General features: G+C 37.7%; 16 protein-coding genes and 2 pseudogenes. 6 read left to right on the top strand and 12 right to left on the bottom strand.

Features of this window, described 5'->3' with window-relative positions; translation table 11 throughout:
- Positions 1–34 precede the first annotated feature (34 nt).
- Positions 35–1,807, bottom strand: coding sequence for an SLC13 family permease (locus HNQ69_RS02770; protein WP_183228554.1), 1,773 nt, complete (start codon positions 1,805–1,807; stop codon positions 35–37).
- Between the two features lie 361 nt (positions 1,808–2,168).
- Here HNQ69_RS02770 and HNQ69_RS02765 point away from each other — a divergent pair, with 361 nt between their 5' ends.
- Both HNQ69_RS02765 and nhaA read left to right on the top strand, forming a co-directional pair.
- Positions 2,169–3,857 carry a hypothetical protein gene (locus HNQ69_RS02765; protein ID WP_183228691.1) on the top strand — a complete coding sequence of 563 codons (1,689 nt, stop codon included), beginning with the start codon at positions 2,169–2,171 and terminating at the stop codon, positions 3,855–3,857.
- A gap of 142 nt (positions 3,858–3,999) precedes the next feature.
- Positions 4,000–5,355, top strand: a complete 1,356-nt coding sequence (nhaA, locus tag HNQ69_RS02760; protein ID WP_183228553.1) for a Na+/H+ antiporter NhaA — start codon at positions 4,000–4,002, stop codon at positions 5,353–5,355.
- A gap of 941 nt (positions 5,356–6,296) precedes the next feature.
- On the opposite strand, the gene HNQ69_RS02755 is transcribed toward nhaA, so the two are convergent.
- Positions 6,297–7,553 carry an aspartate kinase gene (locus tag HNQ69_RS02755; RefSeq protein WP_183228552.1) on the bottom strand — a complete coding sequence of 419 codons (1,257 nt, stop codon included), beginning with the start codon at positions 7,551–7,553 and terminating at the stop codon, positions 6,297–6,299.
- A gap of 185 nt (positions 7,554–7,738) precedes the next feature.
- On the opposite strand from HNQ69_RS02755, the gene ubiG reads away from it, so the two are divergent.
- Positions 7,739–8,485, top strand: coding sequence for a bifunctional 2-polyprenyl-6-hydroxyphenol methylase/3-demethylubiquinol 3-O-methyltransferase UbiG (gene ubiG / locus HNQ69_RS02750; RefSeq protein ID WP_183228551.1), 747 nt, complete (start codon positions 7,739–7,741; stop codon positions 8,483–8,485).
- A gap of 11 nt (positions 8,486–8,496) precedes the next feature.
- On the opposite strand, the gene grxC is transcribed toward ubiG, so the two are convergent.
- Complete coding sequence (gene grxC / locus HNQ69_RS02745) at positions 8,497–8,760, bottom strand: glutaredoxin 3 (protein WP_183228550.1); 264 nt, start codon at positions 8,758–8,760, stop codon at positions 8,497–8,499.
- Positions 8,761–8,807: 47 nt separating this feature from the next.
- Positions 8,808–9,593: a ComF family protein gene (locus HNQ69_RS02740; RefSeq protein WP_183228690.1), complete on the bottom strand. Its 786-nt coding sequence runs from the start codon at positions 9,591–9,593 to the stop codon at positions 8,808–8,810.
- 183 nt (positions 9,594–9,776) lie between these two features.
- On the opposite strand from HNQ69_RS02740, the gene HNQ69_RS02735 reads away from it, so the two are divergent.
- Positions 9,777–10,661, top strand: a complete 885-nt coding sequence (locus tag HNQ69_RS02735) for a methyltransferase domain-containing protein (RefSeq protein ID WP_183228549.1) — start codon at positions 9,777–9,779, stop codon at positions 10,659–10,661.
- Between the two features lie 18 nt (positions 10,662–10,679).
- On the opposite strand, the gene HNQ69_RS02730 is transcribed toward HNQ69_RS02735, so the two are convergent.
- The 3 genes from HNQ69_RS02730 to HNQ69_RS02720 all read right to left on the bottom strand — a co-directional run bounded on the left by HNQ69_RS02730 (position 10,680) and on the right by HNQ69_RS02720 (position 15,675).
- On the bottom strand, positions 10,680–12,035 hold the full coding sequence (locus HNQ69_RS02730) for an L-cystine transporter (protein ID WP_183228548.1): 1,356 nt from the start codon (positions 12,033–12,035) through the stop codon (positions 10,680–10,682).
- A gap of 1,454 nt (positions 12,036–13,489) precedes the next feature.
- Positions 13,490–14,863: a glutamate--cysteine ligase gene (locus HNQ69_RS02725; RefSeq protein ID WP_183228547.1), complete on the bottom strand. Its 1,374-nt coding sequence runs from the start codon at positions 14,861–14,863 to the stop codon at positions 13,490–13,492.
- Between the two features lie 68 nt (positions 14,864–14,931).
- A complete protein-coding gene (locus HNQ69_RS02720; protein WP_183228546.1) occupies positions 14,932–15,675 on the bottom strand; it encodes a 16S rRNA (uracil(1498)-N(3))-methyltransferase in 744 nt (247 codons plus the stop codon).
- A gap of 248 nt (positions 15,676–15,923) precedes the next feature.
- Between HNQ69_RS02720 and HNQ69_RS02715 the strand changes: the two genes are divergently transcribed.
- Complete coding sequence (locus tag HNQ69_RS02715; RefSeq protein WP_183228545.1) at positions 15,924–16,067, top strand: hypothetical protein; 144 nt, start codon at positions 15,924–15,926, stop codon at positions 16,065–16,067.
- A gap of 151 nt (positions 16,068–16,218) precedes the next feature.
- On the opposite strand, the pseudogene HNQ69_RS02710 reads toward HNQ69_RS02715, so the two are convergent.
- Positions 16,219–18,072: pseudogene (locus HNQ69_RS02710) on the bottom strand (AsmA family protein).
- A 297-nt stretch (positions 18,073–18,369) separates the two neighbouring features.
- Between HNQ69_RS02710 and folD the strand changes: the two are divergent.
- Positions 18,370–19,269 (top strand): bifunctional methylenetetrahydrofolate dehydrogenase/methenyltetrahydrofolate cyclohydrolase FolD, encoded by a 900-nt coding sequence (gene folD, locus HNQ69_RS02705; RefSeq protein WP_183228544.1) that lies wholly within the window; start codon positions 18,370–18,372, stop codon positions 19,267–19,269.
- Positions 19,270–19,351: 82 nt separating this feature from the next.
- Here folD and edd read toward each other — a convergent pair.
- The 4 genes and pseudogenes from edd to HNQ69_RS02685 form a co-directional block, all read right to left on the bottom strand.
- Positions 19,352–21,151: pseudogene (gene edd, locus HNQ69_RS02700) on the bottom strand (phosphogluconate dehydratase).
- A gap of 66 nt (positions 21,152–21,217) precedes the next feature.
- Complete coding sequence (gene pgl, locus HNQ69_RS02695) at positions 21,218–21,955, bottom strand: 6-phosphogluconolactonase (RefSeq protein WP_183228543.1); 738 nt, start codon at positions 21,953–21,955, stop codon at positions 21,218–21,220.
- Positions 21,956–21,965: 10 nt separating this feature from the next.
- Positions 21,966–23,441, bottom strand: a complete 1,476-nt coding sequence (gene zwf, locus HNQ69_RS02690) for a glucose-6-phosphate dehydrogenase (RefSeq protein WP_183228542.1) — start codon at positions 23,439–23,441, stop codon at positions 21,966–21,968.
- A 121-nt stretch (positions 23,442–23,562) separates the two neighbouring features.
- Positions 23,563–24,846: an NAD(P)/FAD-dependent oxidoreductase gene (locus HNQ69_RS02685; RefSeq protein WP_183228541.1), complete on the bottom strand. Its 1,284-nt coding sequence runs from the start codon at positions 24,844–24,846 to the stop codon at positions 23,563–23,565.

Here is a 24,846-nt window from a genome sequence, read left to right as displayed (position 1 = left end):
TTTTTGAGTAAGACTGACAGTTTCTGAAAATGCTCTATTGTAATGGCCAAATCCACATAAGCATCGGAACAGCAACAATGACTATCAGTAATGCTAGTGGAGCACCAAAGCGTGGATAATCACTAAAACGATAACCTCCTGGCGCCATTACAAGCATATTGCTTTGATGTCCAATAGGTGTAAGAAACTCACATCCTGCACCAATTGCAACAGCCATGAGAAAAGCTTCCGGCTTATAGTGAAGAGAATGAGCAAAACTTGATGCGATTGGTGCGACCATCATAACTGTCGCTGCATTATTTAAAAATGGCGTTACCAACATGGCTGTAACCAACATTAGTGCTAATGCACCAGATGGTGGAAAAAATACCGCCAATTGGCTCAGCCATTGGCCTATAAGATCCGTACACCCTGTTTTTTCCAGCGCTTCACTCACGGGAATAAGAGCTGCTAATAACACTAATATTTTGCCATCTAATGCCTGGTACAAGTCACGCGCTGGCAAAACGCGAAAGATAACCATTGCAGCAGCAGCGAAAAAAAAAGAAAAGGCGACTGGAACAATATGAAAAGCTGTAAACATGATCGCTATAAGTAAAATAGCTAAAGAGATAAAACCATGCCGTAAATTACCAAACACAATATTACGTTTTGCTAAGGGCAAACATTTTAGTTCCCGTAACAACTTCGGAATAAGCATATCCTGTCCCTGCAAAACAATCACATCTCCAAGATGGAAAACAATATCACCAAGCCTTCCCCGCACCCTTTCATGCTGACGACTTAATGCAAGCAAATTCACATCATAGCGATCAAAAAGCGAAAATTCTCTCGCACTGATACCAAGAAGAGGAGAATTATGTGTAATGACTGCCTCAATGATATTAATATCGCTGTCCTTATCACCAGCAGAGATAGTTCGATCAGTAGAAAATTCCAAACGAGCAGAATTCATCACACTGTCTAAACCTGTATGAGAACCTTCCAGCAAAACAATATCGTTTTCAGACAAAACAAAATCTGGCAATGGCGAAATAGATATTTTGTTTCTGATGATTTGAATCACCATGACATCACCACCTGACGGCTTAACGAGATCAACTATGGTTTTTCCCACAATAGGTGAACTCGCTGGAATATGCACTTCCGAAACATAATTACGAATATCAATAGCATCATCAAACGATACACCTGAACGCACACGTACAGGCAAACGCCAAGAAAAAAAGATCAAATATAAGACACCAGTAGTCGCAACAGCTGCACCAACCGGCGTAAAGTCAAACATGGAAAAAGGAACCCCCGTTAAACGTTCTTGCATGGCTGAAACAACAACGTTGGGGGACGTCCCTATCTGTGTCATAAGACCACCCAATAAAGAACCAAATGCCATTGGCATCAAAAAAACAGAGGGTGTAACTTGAGAACGACGAGCAAATTGAAAAGCTATCGGAATCATGATAGCAAGAGCGCCAATGTTTTTAACAAACATTGACAAAAGCACTACGGAAATAACTAAAAAAGCCAGTTGAAGACGCACCGATTTCACATCTGGCCATATCCGTTGGATGATAAATTCCATTATGCCAGAACGCGATACAGCCGTACTGACAACAAACACACTCCCCACAATAATAACAATATCATTACTAAAACCGCTAAACGCCTCCTTCGGGCTGACAAGGCCAACAGCGCAAGCAATCAATAATGTACAAATAGCAACAAGATCATAACGGAATCGATCCCAAATAAAAACAACCATCATGAGACCAATGATAGAAAAAGCCATTATTTGATTTTCTGTCATGATACCCATCTCTCCCCATTAGATTATAATGAACAACAACATATCTTTTGTGTTTTAACTATTCAGATAAGCAGCAGCAAGATAAAAGCAAACATGTATATATTCTAGCATGATTTTAAGGAGTAAAATTATGATCAACATAGACTTCCTCTACCTATAGGCTTTTATATAAAATGCTGAAACCAAAGAAAATTGGTGAATGTTGATAAAAGCGTATTGCAAAAAAAATGACTCTACATGTAAAAGAGAGTAAAAGCAGATAATTGTTAAAGCTGGTGCATACTATATCTGAACCTTTATTGTTGCTTAAAAAAATTTATCTCCATTCTCACAGAGAGTAATAAAAGCGAAAGAAGAAATGATGGGCAATTTTAATGGTGGATACCAAAGTACTCTAAAATACTGGTTGACGTACATTATTGGATTTGTTGCTATTCTGGCGGTTATCGTCGTCGGTGTTTTTTATATGACAAAGCCCTATCTTGAAAGTTTTGTCCGACGAGAAATAGCCCGTCACTCCATAAAAGCAGAGACATCTGAAGTCAGCATCATAGGCAAAGTCAATTTGACAAATGTTACATTCCCAGTCCCTGCAGGCATATCACTTAAGATTGGTGCCATTTCAGCCCGTCCTCCTATTTCCTTTATTCCTGGTGCTTTTACACTTTATAACGTTGATTTAAAACATAATAATATTCATGTACAAATTCCCCAAATCTCTCTTAATAGAGTCTCCTTAAAAGAGAAGGATACCAAGCTTGCATCACGTCTTTTACAATCCATTAGGCGTATTGAACTTGCCTCAGTTTTTGCTCCGGATATACGACTTTCTATAGAAAATAATAAATTAACCGAAAAAGTTGAGTTAAAGAATTTTCAGCTTTCTGACTTTAAAAACGGTTATATTCGTTCTGTTAGCATCAAAAACATGAATCTTACAGAAATAGCCGCAAATGATACCGAACAGATGCGCCTTATTGCTAAGAGTGATACAGTAAAAGCGCATAATATTGACATCAATTACGCTTATTCTATCATTTTCGGGAAAAGCAATACTCTCAGTCAAGGGGGAACCGTTACAGGTCCTATTTCTTTGAATAATATAAGAGTTAATATCTTTGAAGAAAAAGAAAAGAATGCCTCTTTCTTTGTTGGAAAATTTACAACATCTGGTCTCAAGATGAAACCGTTCGAACAAACGCCTGAAAAATTAATTAAAGCTTACCTTAACGCCAGAAAAGAAAATAATCAGGTTGCCGAAAAAACAGTACGAAATGATATTTTCTTAAACACAGTGCTTGCCATTACCTCAGCTGACGCAAAAATTGATAACGTTACCGTCGATATACCACAACTGAAAGCAACTCTCGAATCATTCCAATTCAAGCCAAGTCTGTGGAAAAAGCCTATACCGAAAAAGCTTTTTCTTTCTCTCGAGAACTTTTCGATTTTACCTAAAAAAGTGGAAGGAAAAGACTTAGATTTCCTCAAAAAAGTGAATTTTGAACGCTTTGATGTTTCAGGAAAACTTGATGTTTCTTATGATGAGAAAAAGCGTACACTCTTCCTTAATGCAATGTCTTTCAATATAAAAGATGGTGGTTCTGGGAAAATATCAGCTAAAATTATTAATGTTGATGAAAAACTCTTCTCTGGTCAGAAAAAATTAATGCTCGCCGCCTCTCAAGATCTTAGCTTCAATGAAGTTGACATACGCTATGCGGATACAGGTTTCATTGATCAACTTTTTTCGTATCTTGCACAAAATCTTAACGATAAAACCCATGACCTCAAGAAGGAACTCTACGACGATTTCTATCTGATAATGACACAAAGCCCCAAAATATTTCTAAAAAATCATGATCAAGCTGAAAATATTTCAAAAGCTCTTGGTGAGTTTGCTAAACATCCCCAAACGTTGACCATTAAAGTCAAAGCAAAAAATAACGACGGAATCACAATGACTGATCTAGAAACCGCACTACAAAATGATCTATCCACTGTTTTGAATAAAGTACATTTAACCATCAAAAATGAACCATCATCCTAAAAATATTTTTAGCTGTAAACAGAATAATACTGTCTAAATTAGGCGATTGATTCCTCTTTTTTCTTTTGTATGAACAACAAAGTAATGCATAACAGGTTACGAGATATCTATTAGCAGAATTATTGATACTTGGAGTTTTTTTATGTCTTCAAATCGATTGCCAAATCGCGCCTCTCTTGTCACAAATCGTGCATTTTCTGCTCTTGAGCGCTTTCTGCATATTGAAGCTCTCAGCGGTGTTGTTCTTTTATTAGCCGCCACTGCCGCACTTATTTGCGCTAATTCTCAATATGCTTCTCTCTATGAATCTTTCTGGCATACACCTTTTGGTATTAACTTTGGTCATTTTAGCATTTCATGGGATTTACATTTCTGGGTTAACGATGCTCTTATGACTGTTTTCTTTCTCGTAGCAGGAATGGAAATCCGACGCGAAATTCATGAAGGCGCTCTCACCAATTTTAAACAAGCAATTTTGCCAATTGTTGCCGCAATAGGAGGTGTTTGTCTTCCTGCACTTATTTATCTCATATTCAACTTTAACGGAGGACATACCCATGGTTGGGCTGTACCAACGGCAACAGATATTGCTTTTGCACTAGGTATTCTTGCTCTTCTTGGGAAAAAAATTCCTTCTAACCTTCATATCATTCTTTTATCCTTAGCAATTATTGATGATATTATCGCTGTTCTTATCATTGCTTTCTTTTACTCAACAAATATTGATACTAGTGGTTTAATTACTTCATCTGCAGGGATTGCTTTGGTGCTATTTTTTCAATGGATTGGACTGGCATCGGCGTGGATTTACGTTCTACCTGGTGCAATTATATGGTGGGGTTTAATGAGCACAGGTGTTCATCCATCACTCGCGGGCGTGATTTTGGGCATGATGACTCCGGTGTTTCCTACCCGTACCCTTGTAGCGCCACTCACCATGTTAAGCAATGCAATGCAAGTTCTTCAAGAAAAAAACACAAAAACAGATCCGCATCATATCTCGACTGCATTGAAAAAAATGCGCAAAGGACAACGCGATCTGATTGCACCAGTAACCCGTGTTCAGCAAACATTGCATCCATGGGTTGCGTACGGCGTAATGCCAATTTTTGCCTTTGCAAATGCTGGTGTTAGTTTTGCAAATTTTGATCTTTCTTCTCATGAATCATTTTTGATTGTACTCGGTGTTGTTATTGGTCTCTTTATTGGCAAACCTTTTGGTATTATCATTGCAAGTTATTTAGCAGTAAAGTCAGGACTATGCCGTTTGCCTCCTCAGATGACATGGACAGGCATTTTGCTCATTGGATTTTTAGCAGGAATTGGCTTTACAATGTCTATCTTTGTTTCAATGCTCGCTTTTAAAGATATGATTCTGCTTGATTCTGCAAAAATTGGTGTCCTTTGTGGATCTGGTTTATCTGCCCTGCTCGGCCTTGGATATGGATTCATTTACATCAAGCGTAATAAACCTGATAGTCCCCCACAAACAAAATGACAATGTACTTTTATGCTAACTTTTCAAAAGTGATTTTGCTCATTTGTCGCGCTATGGTTCATAACAATGACAAAAATAAATTAAAAAGAACTATTTTAACGTACTTTATTCTTGCACCAATGAACAAATGAAAAAAGCTTATTCCTTGTAAAAGCTATTTAACTCCACTGATAAACTTTATGTAAGAGACTCATCAAAAAATAATACGTAATTTCCATAAAATAATATGTGTTCACCTAGTGAAATATTATAACCTTGTCTGATCAATACAAATGGATGACATGAATTAGATAACTGACAGAAAAGAAGTACAAAACAAATTGTGCATTTGTAAACGTTTGTACCAAAATCTTATGGCAATTTTTTAAGCCCCTTAATGCATCATTATTATAATTGCGCAAATTGTAGTTTCCATAACAAAGCCCATGTTATTTGATTTATTAAGAACTATGAGGATTTCTTTACTCCCTTTAGAAGAAATGAACCCATATCAAAAGTTAAAAGAGAAGCTAAATTAAGAGCCATAATTCAATATGCCAAAGAAAAAGAAAGCTTTTGCGGTTCTCTAAATTGAAAATATTTCGTTATGGGTAATTATTGTCTAACTTTTATCTTAGGTTTTTATTCATTTTTAGAAAAGAATAAAATGAAAACCACGGAGCATACACATAAAATTCTCAACAGTCATGTGAAAACATGTAAAACATCAATGAAATATCTTTTATCAACTCTATTTTACGCAATTGCGTGAATAATCCAATGAAATCAAATCCATATCTCTACAATTTGAGCAGTTACGAAGATTCCTACATAACATGTTTATTTATAAACGAGGGATGCATTTCTTCTTTCCTAGGAAACGCTTACGTAGGAATTCTCCACTCCCTTACACATATTGATGCTTCATGTTATTTGAAAATCTTTTCAGTGTTAAAAAATACTTAACCTTTATCAAGCCCATAAACAGCATGTAATGTTCTGACCGCAAGTTCAGTATAAGCGCTATCAATCAAAATAGAAATCTTAATCTCTGAAGTCGTAATTGCCTGAATATTAATGCCTTTCTCAGCCAAAGCCTTAAATGCTGTAGCCGCAACACCTGCATGGCTGCGCATTCCAATACCAATAACAGATACCTTGGCAAGACCACTTTCAGATTGGATAACATCAAAGCCAATCTCTTTACGATTTTTCTCAAGAAGCGCAACGGCTTTTTCTGCATCTGCCGATGGTACAGTAAAAGTCATATCAGTTTTTGAACCATCTTCAGAAATATTTTGCACAATCATATCGACATTAATTCGCTCTTCAGCCAAGGGACCAAAAATTGCTGCAGAGATCCCTGGGCGATCTGCAAGTCGACGGAGTGAAATTTGCGCTTCATCTTTAGCAAAAGCAATACCAGTAACATTCTGTTGTTCCACGATTTCATCCTCATCGCAAATAAGTGTTCCAGGAGAATTTATTGGATCCCCTATGCCTAAAATATCAGGATCCTCAAAACTTGAGCGCACAAAGGTCCGGACTTTATGAACCATAGCCAATTCAACAGAACGAACCTGTAAAACTTTTGCCCCAAGAGAAGCCATTTCCAGCATTTCTTCAAAAGCAACTTTTGGTAAACGACGTGCCTTAGGCTCTATACGCGGATCTGTTGTATATACGCCATCCACATCTGTATAAATATCACAGCGATCAGCTTGTATAGCTGCCGCCACAGCAACAGCACTCGTATCTGACCCACCACGCCCTAAGGTAGAAATGCGATTATCTGGAGCTATCCCCTGAAAACCAGCAATAACTGCTACCTGACCTTCCTGAAAAGGCTGTATTAAAAAAGATCCATCAATATCTGTAATACGTGCACCACTATGCGCACTATCCGTATGAATAGGAATTTGCCAACCAAGCCATGAACGCGCATTCACTCCCATTGCCTGGAGTGTAAGAGCTAATAAACCCGCTGTTACCTGCTCACCAGAAGCAACAATCACATCATATTCGCAAGCATCTTTATGTGTCGGTGAAGCATCACGCGCCCACTGAACCAACTCATCGGTTTTTCCGGCCATTGCGGAGACCACGACCGCAACCTCATTGCCTGTATCTACTTCTCTTTTGACATGCCGTGCAACATTATGAATACGCTCAATGTTTGCCACAGATGTTCCACCAAATTTCATGACAATACGCGCCATAAATAACACTCTTACTTTTAATTTCTTATCTCAAATAATGGTGAGAATAAGGGTTTATAAAAAATCACTTTCTCACATACAGAATATCTACCATTGGTGCAAGTTTAGTTATGTTTATGTTAATTTCTCTTGACTTTAGCTAAAATCTACCTGACTTGATCATAAAAAAGTAAAAGGAAAGAGACATGAAAAACAATGAAACGCGTACCACAATTGACCAAAATGAAATTGATCACTTTTCACGTATTGCAGCTGAATGGTGGAATCCACAAGGAAAATTTCGTCCACTTCATCAATTCAATCCAACACGTCTTGCTTACATTAAAGAAAAAATCTGTCTAGAATTTAATCGTAATCCTCTTTCACTTATGCCCTTCGAAAATCTGAGAATTCTTGATATTGGCTGTGGAGGTGGTTTGTTGTGCGAACCAATGGCACGTCTTGGTGCTACGGTTGTAGGAGCTGATGCTGCACAAACAAATATTGAAGTAGCAAAAACCCATGCAGCCAAAAATGGTCTTTCAATTGATTACCGGACCACGACTGCAGAAATACTCTCCAATGATGGAGAGCAGTTTGATATCATCCTTAATATGGAAGTGGTTGAACATGTATCTGATGTTAACCTCTTGATAAAGGCCACAGCAAAAATGCTTAAAACACAAGGGTTGATGTTTGTCTCAACACTCAACCGGACATGGAAAGCATGGGGGCTCGCTATTATAGGTGCTGAATATATTTTACGTTGGCTTCCCAAAGGAACCCATGACTATAAAAAGTTCCTAAAACCTCAGGAACTTAAAAATTTCTTATCGAAAAATACTCTGACTGTCATTGATGAGATGGGTATTACCTATAATCCATTAAACGACAGTTGGAATCTTTCAAAAAACACGGACGTTAATTATTTGCTTTTGGCAAAAAAGTTCTAGCTGAGCATATTTTACAATTTTTGTACATCTTGCAACAAAGCATTAAGCTTCCCTGCATCTTTTAAAGCGTATAGATCATCGCAACCGCCAACATGGTAATCTCCTATAAAAATTTGTGGAAATGTATTACGCCCATTCGCTCGCTGCACCATTTCTTGGCGACGAGAAGTTGATGCATCAATATCTGTATATTTTACCCCTTTTTTATCCAGCAAATCACGTGCTTTTGCGCAGTAAGGACAGTTAGGACGTGTGTAAAGTACTATCTCTTTCATCGTGTTATTCTCCAAGTTTTTAAAATAGTGTCAACTTTAAGATCCTCTCAAGAATGAGGAAGTATAGAAGATTCTTTTAGAACACGTGAAAATGTTAACACATCAACCTGCCGAGCACCTGCATGCTTTAATGTTGCTGCAGCTGCTGTCACGGTCGCACCTGTTGTGAAAACATCATCAATCAACAAAACAGAACGCCCCTTTAGATATTTTTTTATTTTACGTGGCACCTCAAAAGCATTCATCACATTCAGTTTTCTTTCTCTAGCAGAGAGACGCACTTGCGGACGGGTATGTCGACAACGCACAAGCCAACCGGGCTTAAAAATTTTTTTCTGCGCTGCTGCAATATAACGTGCAAGCTCAGCAGATTGATTATAGCGTCGCTTAAAAAAACGACGAAAGTGCAAAGGAACAGAAATAATAACATCACAATCCTCAATAATCTCGCGCCCAGCAAATATCATCCAATTAGCCATAAACGATGCTAATTCTATATGATCACCATATTTCAATCGCGTTACCAGAGTTTGTGCTACCCCTTTATGAATAATAGCCGAACGAACACGCGAAAAAGGAAGAGATTTTTTAAGAGCTTCACCACTGAGAAAACCATCCCCCATATCACAAACAAAAGGAGTTCCCATAACAGGACAATAAGGTTTTGTGATAAATTGAAGATCTTTCCAACATTCAGAGCAAATGGTACCACAAGCAGAAACGCTTTGCTTACACCCAGGGCACATCGGCGGATACAAAATTGTTAACAACCGCTCAATGAACTTACTTAATATATTCCCGCCACTTAAAGCTACTTCTTGAAAGCATAACATCATTAATTTAGGCTTTTATCGCTTCCCTGTACAAAAAGATCTTCTATATTTTTTAACTTTAATTCCTTTAAAAATTGTTACGTCTTATAAATCTGTTTTTTTCACATCATAAACTTGACAAAGCTTACGCAAAAATGAACCATCTCAAAATATAGGCATTACAGATCGAAAGAGCTTAACAATATGTCACATCCTTTAATTTTTGATCACGATCGCATTGAACAGTTTCGCAAGCGTGCTTTCCAAAAAGTAAAAAAAGGATATGACTTTCTACTGTCATACATGGCTGAGGATCTCTATAAACGTCTTGGTACTGTTGATCGTCTCTTTACATTAGCTCTTGATTTACACAGCCATACAGATCTTGCCATGCAAACTCTACTGAAGTCTGGAAAAGTCCATTCTATAGAACGAGTTGAAACCGACATGCTTTATCAAAGTCATGGCAAAAAGTTTCATTTACGTCATCGAGAATTTCTTGATTTTCCTCAAAATTATTGTGATCTTATTGTTTCACTTCTTTCATTACAATTGACCAATGATACCCCTGGTGTTCTTAGTCAGATAAAACATATCCTTAAACCAGACGGCTTATTTTTAGCTGTGATGGCTGGAGCCGGTACACTGGTAGAATTACGTGAATGCCTCCTACAAGCTGAAATTGAAATCTATGGCGGAGCAAGCCCTAGGATCTATCCTTTTGCCGACATTCGTGAAGTCGGTGCTCTTCTACAGCGTGTTGGTTTTGCTTTACCCGTAGCAGATATTGAAGATGTTACTATACGCTATAATACAATGTTTGATCTCATAAATGACCTTAAAGCTATGGGAATGCAAAATGCACTCATTAATCGCTCCCGACGCCCCGTATCTAAGCGCTTTTTCATACGTGCAGCTGAAATCTATGCACAAAGATTTAGCGATCCCGATGGCCGCATTCGCGCACATTTTTCTTTCATCTGGCTTTCTGGTTGGGCTCCTCATCCAAATCAGCAAAAGCCTATACAACCAGGTTCAGCTCAAATATCGCTTGCAGATGTGTTAGGAAAACAACTCTCAAAACCATAAAGTTAATCTGTATGAAAATTATTTGTCAAAAATGCTTTTATCTGTTGTCCGTAACACCTGACTGGTTATCGTTCCAGCTAGCATTGAACCACTGACATTTAGAGCAGTACGCCCCATATCAATTATGGGTTCGATAGAAATAAGTACAGCAACCAAAGAAACGGGAAGCCCCATAATTGGCAACACGATCAATGCAGAAAAGATAGCACCACCACCAACACCAGCAACACCGATAGAACTCAAAGTTACAACGCCAACAAGAGTAGCAATCCAGGCAGCATCAAGAGGGTTAATACCCATAGAGGGTGCTATCATAGTCGCAAGCATTGCTGGATAAAGACCTGCACAACCATTTTGCCCAATCGTTGCCCCAAAAGAGGCTGCAAAACTTGCAATTGATTGTGGCACACCAATCGATTGCACCTGAGCCTCAATATTCAAAGGAATACTTGCAGCACTTGAACGACTGCTAAAAGCAAATATCAAAACGGGTAAAGCCTTTTTGAAAAAACGGAGCGGGTTAATTCCTGATATGCCGAGCAACGCACTATGAATTCCAAACATAAGAATAATACCAATATAGGAAGCGATGACAAAAACCACTAAACTTAAAATATCTCCAATACGCGAGATCGCTCCTACCTTAGTCATAAGTGCAAAAATACCATAAGGTGTCAAAGAAATTACTATACGGACTAACCGCATAATCCAAGATTGTGCCACTTGAATAAAGAAAAGAGCTTTTTCCCCTTTTTCTAAATCATCTTTCTTTAAAAGAATAACCGCGGCCCCTAAAAACACTGCAAAGATAACAACACCAATAACGGATGTACGTTTAGCTCCACTTAATTCAGCAAATGGATTTTTAGGTATCAAGGATAAAATCATCTTTGGAATATTCATATCTCCAAGCTGAAAAATATGATTCTCAAGAATAACAGAAGCATTGTTCTCTTCATGTACCAAACCACTTGCCGTTAATCCAAAGACATTAACGATTAAAACGCCAACCAATGCTGCAAGAGCGGTTGTAAAGAGTAATAATGAAATTGTTATTATACTCATTTTGCCAACAGCATAAACAGAATGCAAATGAGCTACTGCTGAAACGATAGAGATAAAAACCAATGGCATAACAACCATTTGCAATAACAAGATATAGCCATCCCCTACAATGTTAAACCATTCAACAGATTTTAACAATGTAGCTTCCCCCTCCCCATACATAACCTGCAAAACACTTCCAAAACCCAAGCCAAGAATAAGACTTAACATAACACGCCATGAGAGACTCATGTTCATTTTTTTGCTTTGAGCAAGCCATAATAAAAAAATAACAAATAAAAATAAATTGATAAGGAAGTTGAATACCATTGTTTCTGCCCACGATCGTTTTTGTACTTAATATTGAAAATATAACGTATTGCTCAAATTTAACGCGTAATATCTAAAATTAAGTATAAATCTTACGACATTATTACAAAATCATTGTTTTTTAATTTATAGATTAAAAGAGAATTTTTATCTCTTAATAACTCGAAAATAAAAAATCAAAGGAGCTCATTTTCTATTATTCATAAAATTCTCTAATACGGAATAAAATATAAACAACTCCTAAGTCACAAGAAATAATTTAAATACATCGATTATGTGAAGGATGTTATCATTCTCTCTTGGACTTGAAGCAATAAGAACTTTCCTAGCAACAATAGATAAACTCCCAGCCAATCCCATAGCTTATTTATACAAGATCAAACCGTCCTGACCCCATTTTATTACTAGCACCCTCAACAACTTTTATCACTACCTCTTTTAAATAACCTTACCTTATTGGAATAGCTTTTACACATCCAGTCCTACTTGTAGGTAAAGCCTCTTTTTGTTATTTAAAACCTTTATTGTAAGTTTTTCTTTTTCCCTCTAAATAAAAAAAAAACTGAAAACACGAAATTTTTAGAGTTCACAACATCGTGTGAAAGTGCAGTATCACTCGTGCTATCCGTATTCTTAAAAACACAATGCTGATTAAAGAATTTAGAAGAAATTTTTTTAATAAAACTTGACTAAAGACTTTCTTATCCAAAGTCTGAGTACGCAAAAAAATCCTTAGATTCTCCACCTAGCATTCGTCGAGAAGAGAAAACATAGTACAGAGAGAATAATAAAGCGTAATTCTGTAGCTCATTTTAAAATACAGCTCCTGTTTGTATTCTTGCTATAGAGATATAGCATATCATGAGGCAAAAGAAAGAAAACACTAGTAAGATATTGCCTTTTTAAAGAGAGAAAAGTGACGCAATCTCTGCCTTTAGTTAATAGCAAAAATGTTTTCTACATTATCAACATAACAAGCTAGCTTTTATGTTTTTATTTCAAATAACAGAACCTCTTGTATCTATAGCGATATAAAATATCGCGAGATTAATATAAAAAAGAAGCAATTATAAGGCAAATACAAAATATGCATAAATGTTGAAAGCATATAAAAAGCGATTTGTTAAAACAATATATTGATAAATAAAAATAATTTACTGTTTTGTAGCTTGAGCAAGAACTTTGAATACGCTCGCTCAATTTCTCTCTTTTAAACTCCATCTTAACGCAAGAGAAAATACAAAACTTTTTATTGATTCAATATCATATGGTGCAGATATGTTAATTACATAAGTAAAGATGGACATATCTAATAAACCTCGCATTATTCCCTTTCATGAACGATCCAGCGAAATGGGATTGAAAAAAATGACAAATCTCTTTCAAGAAAATCTGTAGATTAGCAGCGCAATAATATATTTTTTGGGAAATGCAATGTAGTTTCTTCTTTAAATTTAATAGGCACACTCTAAAAATAGAGGTTCCACAGCACCACTCCAAATAGAATTATAAAGAGATAAAAATTTATCAGCATCTGTTTTACCTATCGCAATCATCTCTTCTAAGGGAACGAGAAAACGTGTCTCATCCAAACCATCATCATCATACTGTCTACGGTTTTTTAAACCCTTGCGTGAAATAGCGACAGCTTGACGGGCTATTTCTAAAATTGTGGTCTGACGAAAAGGTGTTCTTAATCCCTCTTTAGGGACACGTTTGCGCAACTCTAAAACTTCTTCAAAACACCAATCCTTTGTTAAAACCTCTGCTTCATTAAGCGCTTCACTATCATAAAGAAGCCCAACCCAAAAAGCCGATAAAGCACAGATATGCCTCCAAGAACCGCAATCAGCACCTCTCATCTCTAAAAATGTTTTTAAGCGCACTTCGGGAAATAAAGTCGATAGATGATTGATCCAATCTCCCATAGTGGGGATTGAATTTGCAACCTGTCCTCTTAATGCTCCATTCATAAATTGACGAAAAGTTATATGTGTACAATCATAATAACGACCATCACGTATGACAAAATACATTGGTACATCAAGTGCCCATTCAACATAATCTACAAAACCAAAACGTTCCGAGAATACAAAGGGAAGGATTCCAGTCCTCTGATTATCGGTATCACACCAAATTTCAGAGCGCCAAGATAAAAATCCATTTGGACGCCCCTCCGTAAAAGGTGAACTAGCAAATAATGCTGTTGCAACGGATTGTAACTTCATGGACACTTGCATTTTTCGCCGCATATCAATTTCAGATGAAAAATCAAGATTAACCTGAACAGTCGATGTACGATACATCATATCAAGTCCACTATGACCAACTTTGGGCATATAATTGGCCATAATCTGATAACGTGACTTAGGCATCCGCGGAGTTTCCGCTAAGGTCCACTTTGGACTAGCACCCATCCCGAGAAAACCAATACCCAATGGCTCTGAAATTTTCTTGAGAAGTGTTAAATGCTCCATCACCTCGCGATAAGTATGACCAATTGTTTTCAGTGGTGCACCAGACAATTCAAACTGCCCTCCAGGCTCCAAAGAAATAGCACCTTGGCCAACTGATCCTACAAGCCCAATAATATTCCCCTCATCTACAATAGGTCTCCATCCTAAAACTTCTTGCATTCCCTCTAAAAGTGCGCGAATTCCTCTTGAACCTCCATAAGGGACGGGACAAAAACCATCTCTATAGAATGGAAACTTTTCATGTTCTGTACCAATACGCCAATTATGCTCTGCCTTACCTCCCCCTTGGAAATAGCTAACCAAAGAATCTAAGTTATAAATTTCACTTTCATCATTTATATCAAGCGCCATAACTTATTATATCCTCTCATCAGTCCCAATCATTTAAATGAATTGTTTAGAACGATTTTACGAACTTCTCAATTCATTGGCCAATTCCCCACGGTAACATTAAGAAGAGCCAAAGCAGCAACAGCTGCAGTGTCCGCACGTAAAATACGCGGCCCCAAAGATATCGGTATCACAAAAGGATATTTTTTTAAAAAATTCCGCTCTTTTTCACTAAACCCACCTTCTGGTCCAATGAGAACACCAGATGTCGTGACTTTGTGCTTTTTTAAAAGATTGAGTGGATTATAAGATTCGTGTGCTTCATCACAAAAGAACAAAGGTCTTGTCTCATCCCAAGATTCTAAAAGTTCTAATAATGAGACAGCTGCAATACATTCAGGCAAAGATAAAATGCCACACTGTTCAGAAGCTTCAATAACATTAGCCTCCATCCGAGACATATTGATACGCGTAACCTGTGTATGATCCGTTACAACAGGCTGCAAAACCGATACCCCCATTTCAACAGCTTTTTGCACCATATAATCCAAACGCGCATTTTTGAGTGGAGCAAAGCAGTAAATGAGATTCGAATGCGTCGTTTGCAATCTTTCTTGATGGATAAGCTGAGCCACAACAAATTTCTTTTTAATGGTGATGAGTTTAGCAATCCATTCACCATCCTGTCCATTAAAAAGCAAAATTTTAGCTCCTTCTTGCATCCGCAAAACACGGACAAGATAAGAAGCTTGCGCTCCCTCTATCTTTATTTCGTCATTCAAAGCGAGTGGCTGTCGGATAAATAATCTTTTAAGTTTATAATTTATGCGCATAAAAATTGTGCCAAAGCTAACTATAATCATCTAAAAAATGAAGAAAAACATATAACAAAAAGAAAAAATTATATCTATAGAACTATAGCGTATAAAGAAATATAGAGTTTTTTTAACTTTATGGGATAATAGTGGAACAAATTAAACATGAAGTGATTCTGTTTATCGACAGCTTTATAAATACACACTGTTCATCATTGTATTCAATCATTAACCGCATGCTTGAACCGCATGCTTGGAGGAAAAATATGTCTGCTAAAAAAGCCACAATTATTACAGTTTCTTCTCTGTTAGCTTTTATTCTGATTACTGTAGGCATTGGTTCTCTTAGAGCAGATGGAAAACATACAATCGCCAAAGATGGCTATGGTATTTCTTCTGAACTTAAATAAAAACCACCTAGCTTATCTCTAAAACTTTATAACAACACAGTATTTTAAAAGTTTTTTAAAAATTTTCTCAAATTCTCACCAGTGCTAATAATTAAAGAAACAATAATCAATCTGCATCGATATCCCGTGTAATCCAAAAATTGCCGCGATCTTACCCTTGAGAGCTAAGAGAAACGGTAAAAGGTCGTGCAAGGCTGTTAGTAAAACATTGGATATCTCGGCATAGAATTTCTGAGCTATGACTTTTCCGCAATTGTGCCTGCAATGTAAATTCACCCTGCTGATCTTGAGCGATAGCAGATGTAATTATTCCCCAAATAGATCGACTCCAATCTGCCGTATGTATCAATGACTCTGTTACCTTTATCTTACCATCTGAAAAGCTCGCTTTAATATTCCAGAGACCAAAAACTATTGAAAGGGTGTTGTGACCCATTAAAAGAAATTGCTCATTTTTTGCAAGCCTTATCTGAAAATTATTCAAATCATATCCTAATAATCGGCCAGACAACACATTCAATGCTAAATCACCTTGCATTTTCATAAAGATTTCTGACTAAGAACGAGGAAGCGTTTATATCGTCATAGTAGATCCGCTTTGCCCTGTGTAAATGGGGTAACACTTAAAGCCTCTGAAGCAGTCTGTATATCAACGAAAGTTCCTGAAGCACGTCCTTCAAGTCGGACTTTCTGACCAGCTAGTACAACTTCGATATTGCTTTGAAGTGAATCCGCCAAAAACATTCGCATATCCAAGATAAAAAATACCATTCCTATTTCTTATTTGTATCGCAGCGCTAAATTTGTGAGCGCAATCTTCCCTATTTTTGCTTATGGCGTCGAAAGCCCCACATCTACCCCAATATGATAAAAAATTGTCAGATCAAGGAATGGATTCTTTTCTTTCACTGAAGAAAACACTGACCTCAAGAAGTTAAAATCTAGATTATCAAATGCTAAAGATCCAATTACAATTGGTATATAGTCCCAATAATCCAACTCTAAAGCTCCACGCGCATTTGCTCTACCCATCGTAAATGCAACATTATTCATTTGGGTATGCATTGGCTATGCTAAAAAATCGGACTCCCATACGATAGGTGCTTTTAATCTATGCCCTCCAAAACTGATTGCCTCCAACCCAAACTAATGTTTGATTCCAACCAGGAGAACGCACCGATATTTTTCCGTCAAAATATAATATTCAGATAACCGTGCCTGCCCGATAAAGATTATACCACTACGCACAGGATTGAGATTTGACTTAACCTGGCTTTCCCCTCCTACTAAAAACAGCAACGCTTGATCGGCTTCAATTGATAGTTTTGTCAACTCTCCACACCAACGAATATCTGCACGAGATCGTGCTTCTTGGGTCGATTCTGGCCAATCTAAAGTCGCATTTAATCCTGTCATTTTTTCTGCTATACCGGGAAATATTATCATAATATACGAGTACACCGTTCTCAATAACAATCCGCCCAAAAGGTTGGTTTTAAAGATTTTCTCTATTTGTATGATCAGGGTTATGGTTCAATATTTCACGAGCATTGCGTATCACTAATCCTAATGCACCCTGTGATCGTGAAAACCTGCCGAAAAATCCGTGATTGTTTTTGGGCTTTTCCATAGCAAATTGAGGATACACAACTCGCGTCTCTGAAAAAGAAACATACATTCGAAGAAGATCTACAAAAGAAAGATCAACTTTCTATTGATTCAGCTTTCATCAATGGTACAATATTATTCTCTTTTGATGTAAAAGTAATACCGGAAAGATATGCTTTAGGGTAAGGGAAAAGATTCAACCGCGGTGGATCATGCAATTGCACATTATAACTCGTCCAAGCACTCAAATCCTGCGCTAAACAAATACGAATCGCATCTGTAGACACAAAATAAGGTAAAATGAGAATACTAATTTCAAATAAAAAAATAATTGTAATAAAATTCCGCTCAAAAATTTTATTATTCTGATGCGTACAATATTCCTATAAAATTTCATCCCTATAACGGATTAAAAAAACTTAGATGATTGTTAAAAAAACTTCTTATAATCCTAAAGTTTGCTATGTCTCATTTAATAACTTAAGTATTGTTGTTCTTATCCAAAGTTTATGAGAACAGCAATGTCACTACTCCTTTACAAAGCAATTACTTTAAAGTCCTGTAGAAACTTAAAACACATAAACACTATCAAACCATTCTCACCGTCTCATATAAGTATTGCTATAAAGCTCTATCGTATTATCAGCAAATGCTTTACAAAAAAACAAACAGCCCTACCGAAAGGACCTCTCTCATGAATCATATTATTGACGGAAAAAAGCTCGCTGAAGAAATTATTGTGAAAGTTAAAGCTGAAACAACAAGACTCCGTAATAACTACAATGTACAACCTGGTATCGCCGTTATCATTGTTGGAGACGATCCCGCAAGTCAGGTGTATGTCAGCTCAAAAAGCAAAAAAGCCGAAGAATGTGGTTTTTTGTCAATCAAACATATGGTTTCAAAAGAAACACGAGAACAAGAACTCCTCCAACTCATTGCAACATTAAATTCTGATCCTAAGATTCACGGTATTTTGGTACAGCTTCCTCTCCCTGCCCATATTAATACAAACCGCATAACACAAGCCGTTGCTTTCCAAAAAGATGTGGATGGCTTTCACTATATCAATGTAGGAAAATTGGCAGCTGGCAACCTTGAAGATGCTATCATTCCCTGTACACCAGCTGGTGCCATGATGATGATTGAACAACAATGTGGACGAGATTTATCTGGTCTTGATGCCGTTGTTGTTGGACGCTCTAATATTGTCGGCAAACCTATGGCAGCCCTTTTAACAGCAGCCAATGCTACTGTGACGATAGCGCACAGCCGGACCCGTGATCTTGATGACGTATGTCGTAGCGCCGATATTTTAGTAGCAGCTGTAGGCCACCCAAAAATGATTAAAAAAGACTGGGTTAAAAATAGTGTCGTGGTTATTGATGTTGGTATTAACCGCATTACAGCTCCAGAAAAAGGTGCGGGAAAGACGCGTCTTGTCGGTGATGTTGATTTTGAAGAAATAAAAGGAAAAGCTAGAGCAATCACCCCTGTTCCGGGAGGAGTTGGACCGATGACAATTGCTATGCTGATGGTTAATACGCTCAAAGCAGCCGCTCGAGCACATAATTTACCCGTGCCAAAATTCTAAGAAGTTTTACTCATATTTATTGCAATGAATATCACTTTCATTCTTTTCGCACTTTCCTCATACTCACAGAATAGATGCCCTCTTATCTGCAAATATCTGCAAAACTAACGGATTGGTGAAAAACATGAAAGAGCTCCCGCCCGACGCCATATTCATTCTTTGAAAAGTCAGGAGAAATGATCATTCGTGCGTTAAATTTTGACAAGTCTTCCAAAATAGTTAATTTACCCACATGAGCATCAAGGCAAACGATATCACCATCTTGTAAACGCGCAATGGGACCATTATCCAAAGCCTCTGGTGTCACGTGGATTGCAGCAGGAATTTTTCCTGATACACTTGACATACGACCGTCCGTTACCAACACGACCTTTTGACCTCGATCTTGTAAAACACTTAAAATAGTTGTTAACTTATGCAACTCTGGCATACCATTAGCTTTTGGTCCTTGGTAACAAATGACAGCGATAAAATTTTTATCATTCAATGCTCCAACTTTGAAAGATTCCTGCGATTCCTTTTGATCATTAAAAACAAGAACTAGAGCTTCAATCCGCCAATACTCAAACTTAACAGATGAAACTTTAATAATAGCTGTGCCCAAATTTCCCGACAAAACACAAATACCACCATCAACTTGAAACGGTTTTTTCCGCCCTGCAATATTTTATGGTTACCACTTTTATTGAGAGCTGGCTCACGGACCACACAACCATCAGCGTAAAGCTTTACTTCAGTTGCATAAGCATTGAGATCGGTACAAAAAACTGGACAAACATCTTCACGCACTAAACCTACCTCAATGAGCTCACGAATAACAAAGCCCATACCACCAGCTGCATGAAGATGATTCATAGCAGCCAAACCGTTAGGATAAATCCGTACTAAAAGAGGTACAACTGGTGAAATTTCTGCAATATCATGCCATGTCAACCGAATACCACAAACAGCAGCCATAGCAATCAAATGAATCGCATGATTAGTATATCCTCCTGTTGCATCTAATCCTACAATAGCATTCACGAAAGAGTGCTCATCAATGATCATACCAAGTGGTCTATAATCATCACTAAGAGCTGTCATTTCAAGTACACGCTGAGTGGCTTCCTTTGTTCGTAATGGCATACTCGCATTCATGAAAGAGGCTCCAGGCATATGTAGCCTCATCATCTCCAATATCATCTGATTTGAGTTAGTAGTTCCATAAAATGTACAGGTTCCTGGCCCATGATAAGAACGTACTTCTGATTCTAGCAATGTTTGGCGATCTATCTTATTTTCAGCGTACAGCTGGCGTATCTTCATTTTTTCATCATTATCTTGACCACTTGTCATGGGACCCGCAGGAACAAAAATACCTGGTAAGTGACCAAATATTAGGGCCCCAATCACTAAACCAGGTACGATTTTATCACAAACCCCAAGAGACAGTGCAGCAATCAAATATATCATGTGATAAGCCTATAACCGTCGCCATTGCAATCACATCACGTGAAAAAAGAGAAAGCTTCATCCCAGCATACCCTTGTGTTGCACCATAACACATTGCAGGTACACCACTGGTCACTTGTGCAACACCACCCGCCACACGAGCAGCCTCTTTAATTAAGTGAGGAAAAGATTCAAAAGGGTGATGTGCTGAAAGTATATCATTATACGCAGTAATAATACCAATATTCCCAACGATATTATGCTTTAAACGCTCTTTGTTTATTGGGCTACAAGCCGCAAACCCATGAGCCTGATTGGCACATCCTAAAAAACTTCGCTTGGGACGATTTACCTGTGCCTTAGCAATCCGATCTAAATAAATTTCTCGCGTCGGGAGAGAACGTTCATAAATCCTTCGTGTAACCTTAGCAATTATTTTAAAAAGTGCCATATATTCCCCCTTGCATTTACGTATCTCATCATTCGTTAAAGAGATTTTGTATCATTTACATCGGTATTATATTTCCACTTTGCTTATTTCATTTTCATCCGGTGACCAATAAACCTGAACAAGATGATGAACATGACGCAAAACTGCTCTAATAGGCATTTCTATTTCAGACCCATCTTGACAAGCTGTTTCAAAACAATCACGTTTCTGAGTACCTTCAAAATGGAGAACAATGCAACGAGATTGTATTATGACTGGCAAAGTCAGCGAGAGTCTTGGCTCCAAAGCACTTTTTGCATGAAGTGGTAAAACAAGGGCTTGCGTTTGAAGATCAAGCGCTTGCTTCAAACGATCAGCATCAGGAAAAAAGGAGGCTGTATGTCCATCAGTCCCCATTCCTAAAACAGTAACATCAAAAGGTTTAGGCAAAGTATTGATACGACTAGCTGCTGAAAAAGCAGCAAGCTCAGCAGTAACTGCTTTATGATAAAGTCCTACAAAACGCGCTTTAGCAGCAAAGTTTTGTAATAAATGACACCGTACCATATATTCATTTGAACGCTCATGATGAGTGGGTACAAAACGTTCATCAACCAAAGTAATAATAATATTTTGCCAATCAATATCAGCTTTTGATAAATAATGAAAAAACAGTTCTGGTGTTTTCCCACCAGAAACTGCTAAAGTTGCTCTTTTACGTTCAAGAACAGACACACTAAGTTCCGCTGCAACGCGATCAGCTAATGCTAAAGCTAAGATTGCAGGTGTTTCAAAATTTAAACGATCAATATTCATTCCATGCATATTTATTGCTCTAAATTAAGTTGTTCCATATACGCCCATCACGTTCCATCAAAAGTGTCGAAGCAGATGGGCCCCATGAACCAGCACTATAGCCATGAACAGGCTGCTTTATTGTTTTCCACCCCTCAAGAATCGGATCAATCCAACGCCAAGCAGCCTCAACTTCATCACGACGCATAAATAGTGTTTGATTTCCACGAATAACGTCCATCAGCAAGCGTTCATAAGCATCAGGATTACGCCCAGAAAACGCAGACGCAAAACTCATATCCAATGGAATATGACGAAATCGCATATCACCAGGACCTGGATCCTTAATCATCAACCATTGTTTTACACCCTCATCAGGTTGGAGACGAATAATAAGCCGATTAGAAAAAATTTCATCTGACTCGGTATCAAAAATATTATGGGGAATGGGTTTAAAAACGACAACTATTTCAGACATCCGCATAGACATCCGTTTACCGGTTCGTAAATAAAAAGGGGTATCCGCCCAACGCCAATTATCAATCTTAACTTTCAACGCCACAAATGTTTCACTCTTACTGACCTTTTTACCCAGATCATCAAGATAAGATCCTACAGAAACACCATTCAATAGACCAGAAAGATACTGCCCACGCACAGTATGTTGCTTGATATTATGAATATCAAGAGGCATTAAAGAATGTAAAACTTTCAGTTTTTCATCGCGCACAGCATTTGCTTTATTAGTAAATGGTATTTCCATAGCAACCAAACAGAGCAATTGCAGCATATGGTTTTGTACCATATCACGCAACGCACCTGTACTCTCATAATATTCTGCACGCCCTTCCAATCCAAGTGATTCAGCAATCGTTATCTGAACATGATCAATATAGTTGGAATTCCATAATGGCTCATAAAGCGTATTAACAAACCGCAATGCCATCAAATTCTGAACAGTTTCCTTGCCAAGATAATGATCAATGCGAAAAATTTGATCTTCATGAAATTCTGCTGCAAATATATCATTGAGTTCAACTGCTGTTTTTACATCACGGCCAATAGGTTTTTCAATGATAATCCGTGTTTGTCGCGTCACCAAATCATTTTGCTTTAATCTCCTCACGACATCACCAAAAAGTGGTGAACCAACCGCTAAATAAAAAGCCCGAATATCGGCTGGATCTTTTGACAGTAGGAAAGCAAGATCTTGCCACCCTCGGTTTGAGGTAACATCAACAGAAACACAAGTTAAGCGTGCAAGAAAACGATTGAGTTCAATTTGGTTGAGGTCTTTTGGATGAACATATTTCTCTAAAAAAGTGCGGACAAAATTTTGATACTCTTCATGACTCCAGAAAGAACGTGAGACCCCAATGATACGCGTTGGCTCACTAAATTGCCCAACACACTGACAATGATACAGAGCAGGGAAAAGTTTGCGTGATGCCAAATCACCATTACCACCAAAAACAATACAATCAAAGGGAGAGACTGGAATAATTTTATGCACCATGAACCTGTTTATTTTCCCATTCGATTATGAAAGCTAAAATTAATTTATAGAACTCCCAATCATTAAAGCCAGATAGATACTAAATAAGCCATTAATTTTCTTCATTTCAAACAATGTTCCATTAAAAACGATCCATAAAAGAAAACCAATGCATTGCTAAAAATACAAGTGAGGAACGTAAAACTCTTCCACCCGGAAAGGATGAAATCTTTAAATCCTGAAAATACGCAAAGCGCTCACGCTTCCCCATCAGCCATTCAGCGTATAATTTTCCCATAAAAGGTGCAAGCATCACTCCATGCCCTGAATAACCACCACAATAAGTTATACCTGGTAGAAGTTGACGAACATAAGGCATGCGTTCAACAGTGATAGCGACCGTTGCCCCCCAATAATGAGTGAGATTTATAGATTGTAGATGAGGATAAATCTCCGTCATCTGCCGTCGTATACGTTCGTCTAAATTTATAGGATACTGATTATCGTAACTTTCTACTCCACCAAATAATAAACGATTATCAATGCTTTTACGAAAATAGCGAACCATAAAACGAGAATCATCCACCGCTTCATTTCCCATAAGGATGGGAGTATGCTTTGGTAACGGCTCCGTTGCTCCAATATAAGAGCGGATAGAAAAAATATTTTTTTCAACAAAACGCTGAAGCCCAAGTTTATAGGCATTGGTTGCCAATAAAACATGCTCAGTCTTTATATTTCCTTGTTCTGTTATCACTCTCCAATAGCGACCACCGCGCTCTACAGCAGTGACTTGTGTTTTTTCATAAAGCTGAGCACCAACATTTTTTGCTTTTTTTGCCAACCAAACAATTAGCTTCAAGGGATTTATATGACCCGTGTCGGCATCATGGATACCACCATAATAAAAAGATGATCCAAGCCGGTTAGCTGTTTCATCCTTGTCCATAAAAGTAAGACCATGATAACCATAACGCTGCATCGTTTCAACATGTTGTTGATAAGCTACAAGCCTACGTTTTTTATGAATCACAGAAAGTTGCCCTGCCATAAAGTCGCACTGACAATCAGGCATAGCACACCAAGACAAAACATCCCTTTTAGCTTCCTCTGCTAAATCAAACAGCGCTTTACTTCGCTCAAAACCATACTGTTTCTCTAAAGTTTCTACCCATTGTCGATGACCTGTTCCTAACTGGCCACCATTGCGCCCCGAAGCACCATCGCCAAAACGTGAAGCGTCAAACAAAACAACACTCACTCCAGCCTTAGCTAAATGATAAGCAGCTGAAAGCCCGGTAAATCCGCCTCCAATAATAACCACATCGCACTGTATTTGTTCGTCTAAAAATGGATAAGAGGGGCGCTCTTTTAAAGTATCTTCATACCATGAAATTCCTGGAGAAATTCGATTATAATCAATCAT

Origin of the sequence: Bartonella callosciuri (assembly GCF_014203215.1) — a bacterium.
Classification (GTDB): Bacteria; Pseudomonadota; Alphaproteobacteria; order Rhizobiales; family Rhizobiaceae; genus Bartonella; species Bartonella callosciuri.
Note: the sequence above shows the minus strand (reverse complement) of the source record. Positions and strands in the feature narration are given on the sequence as shown.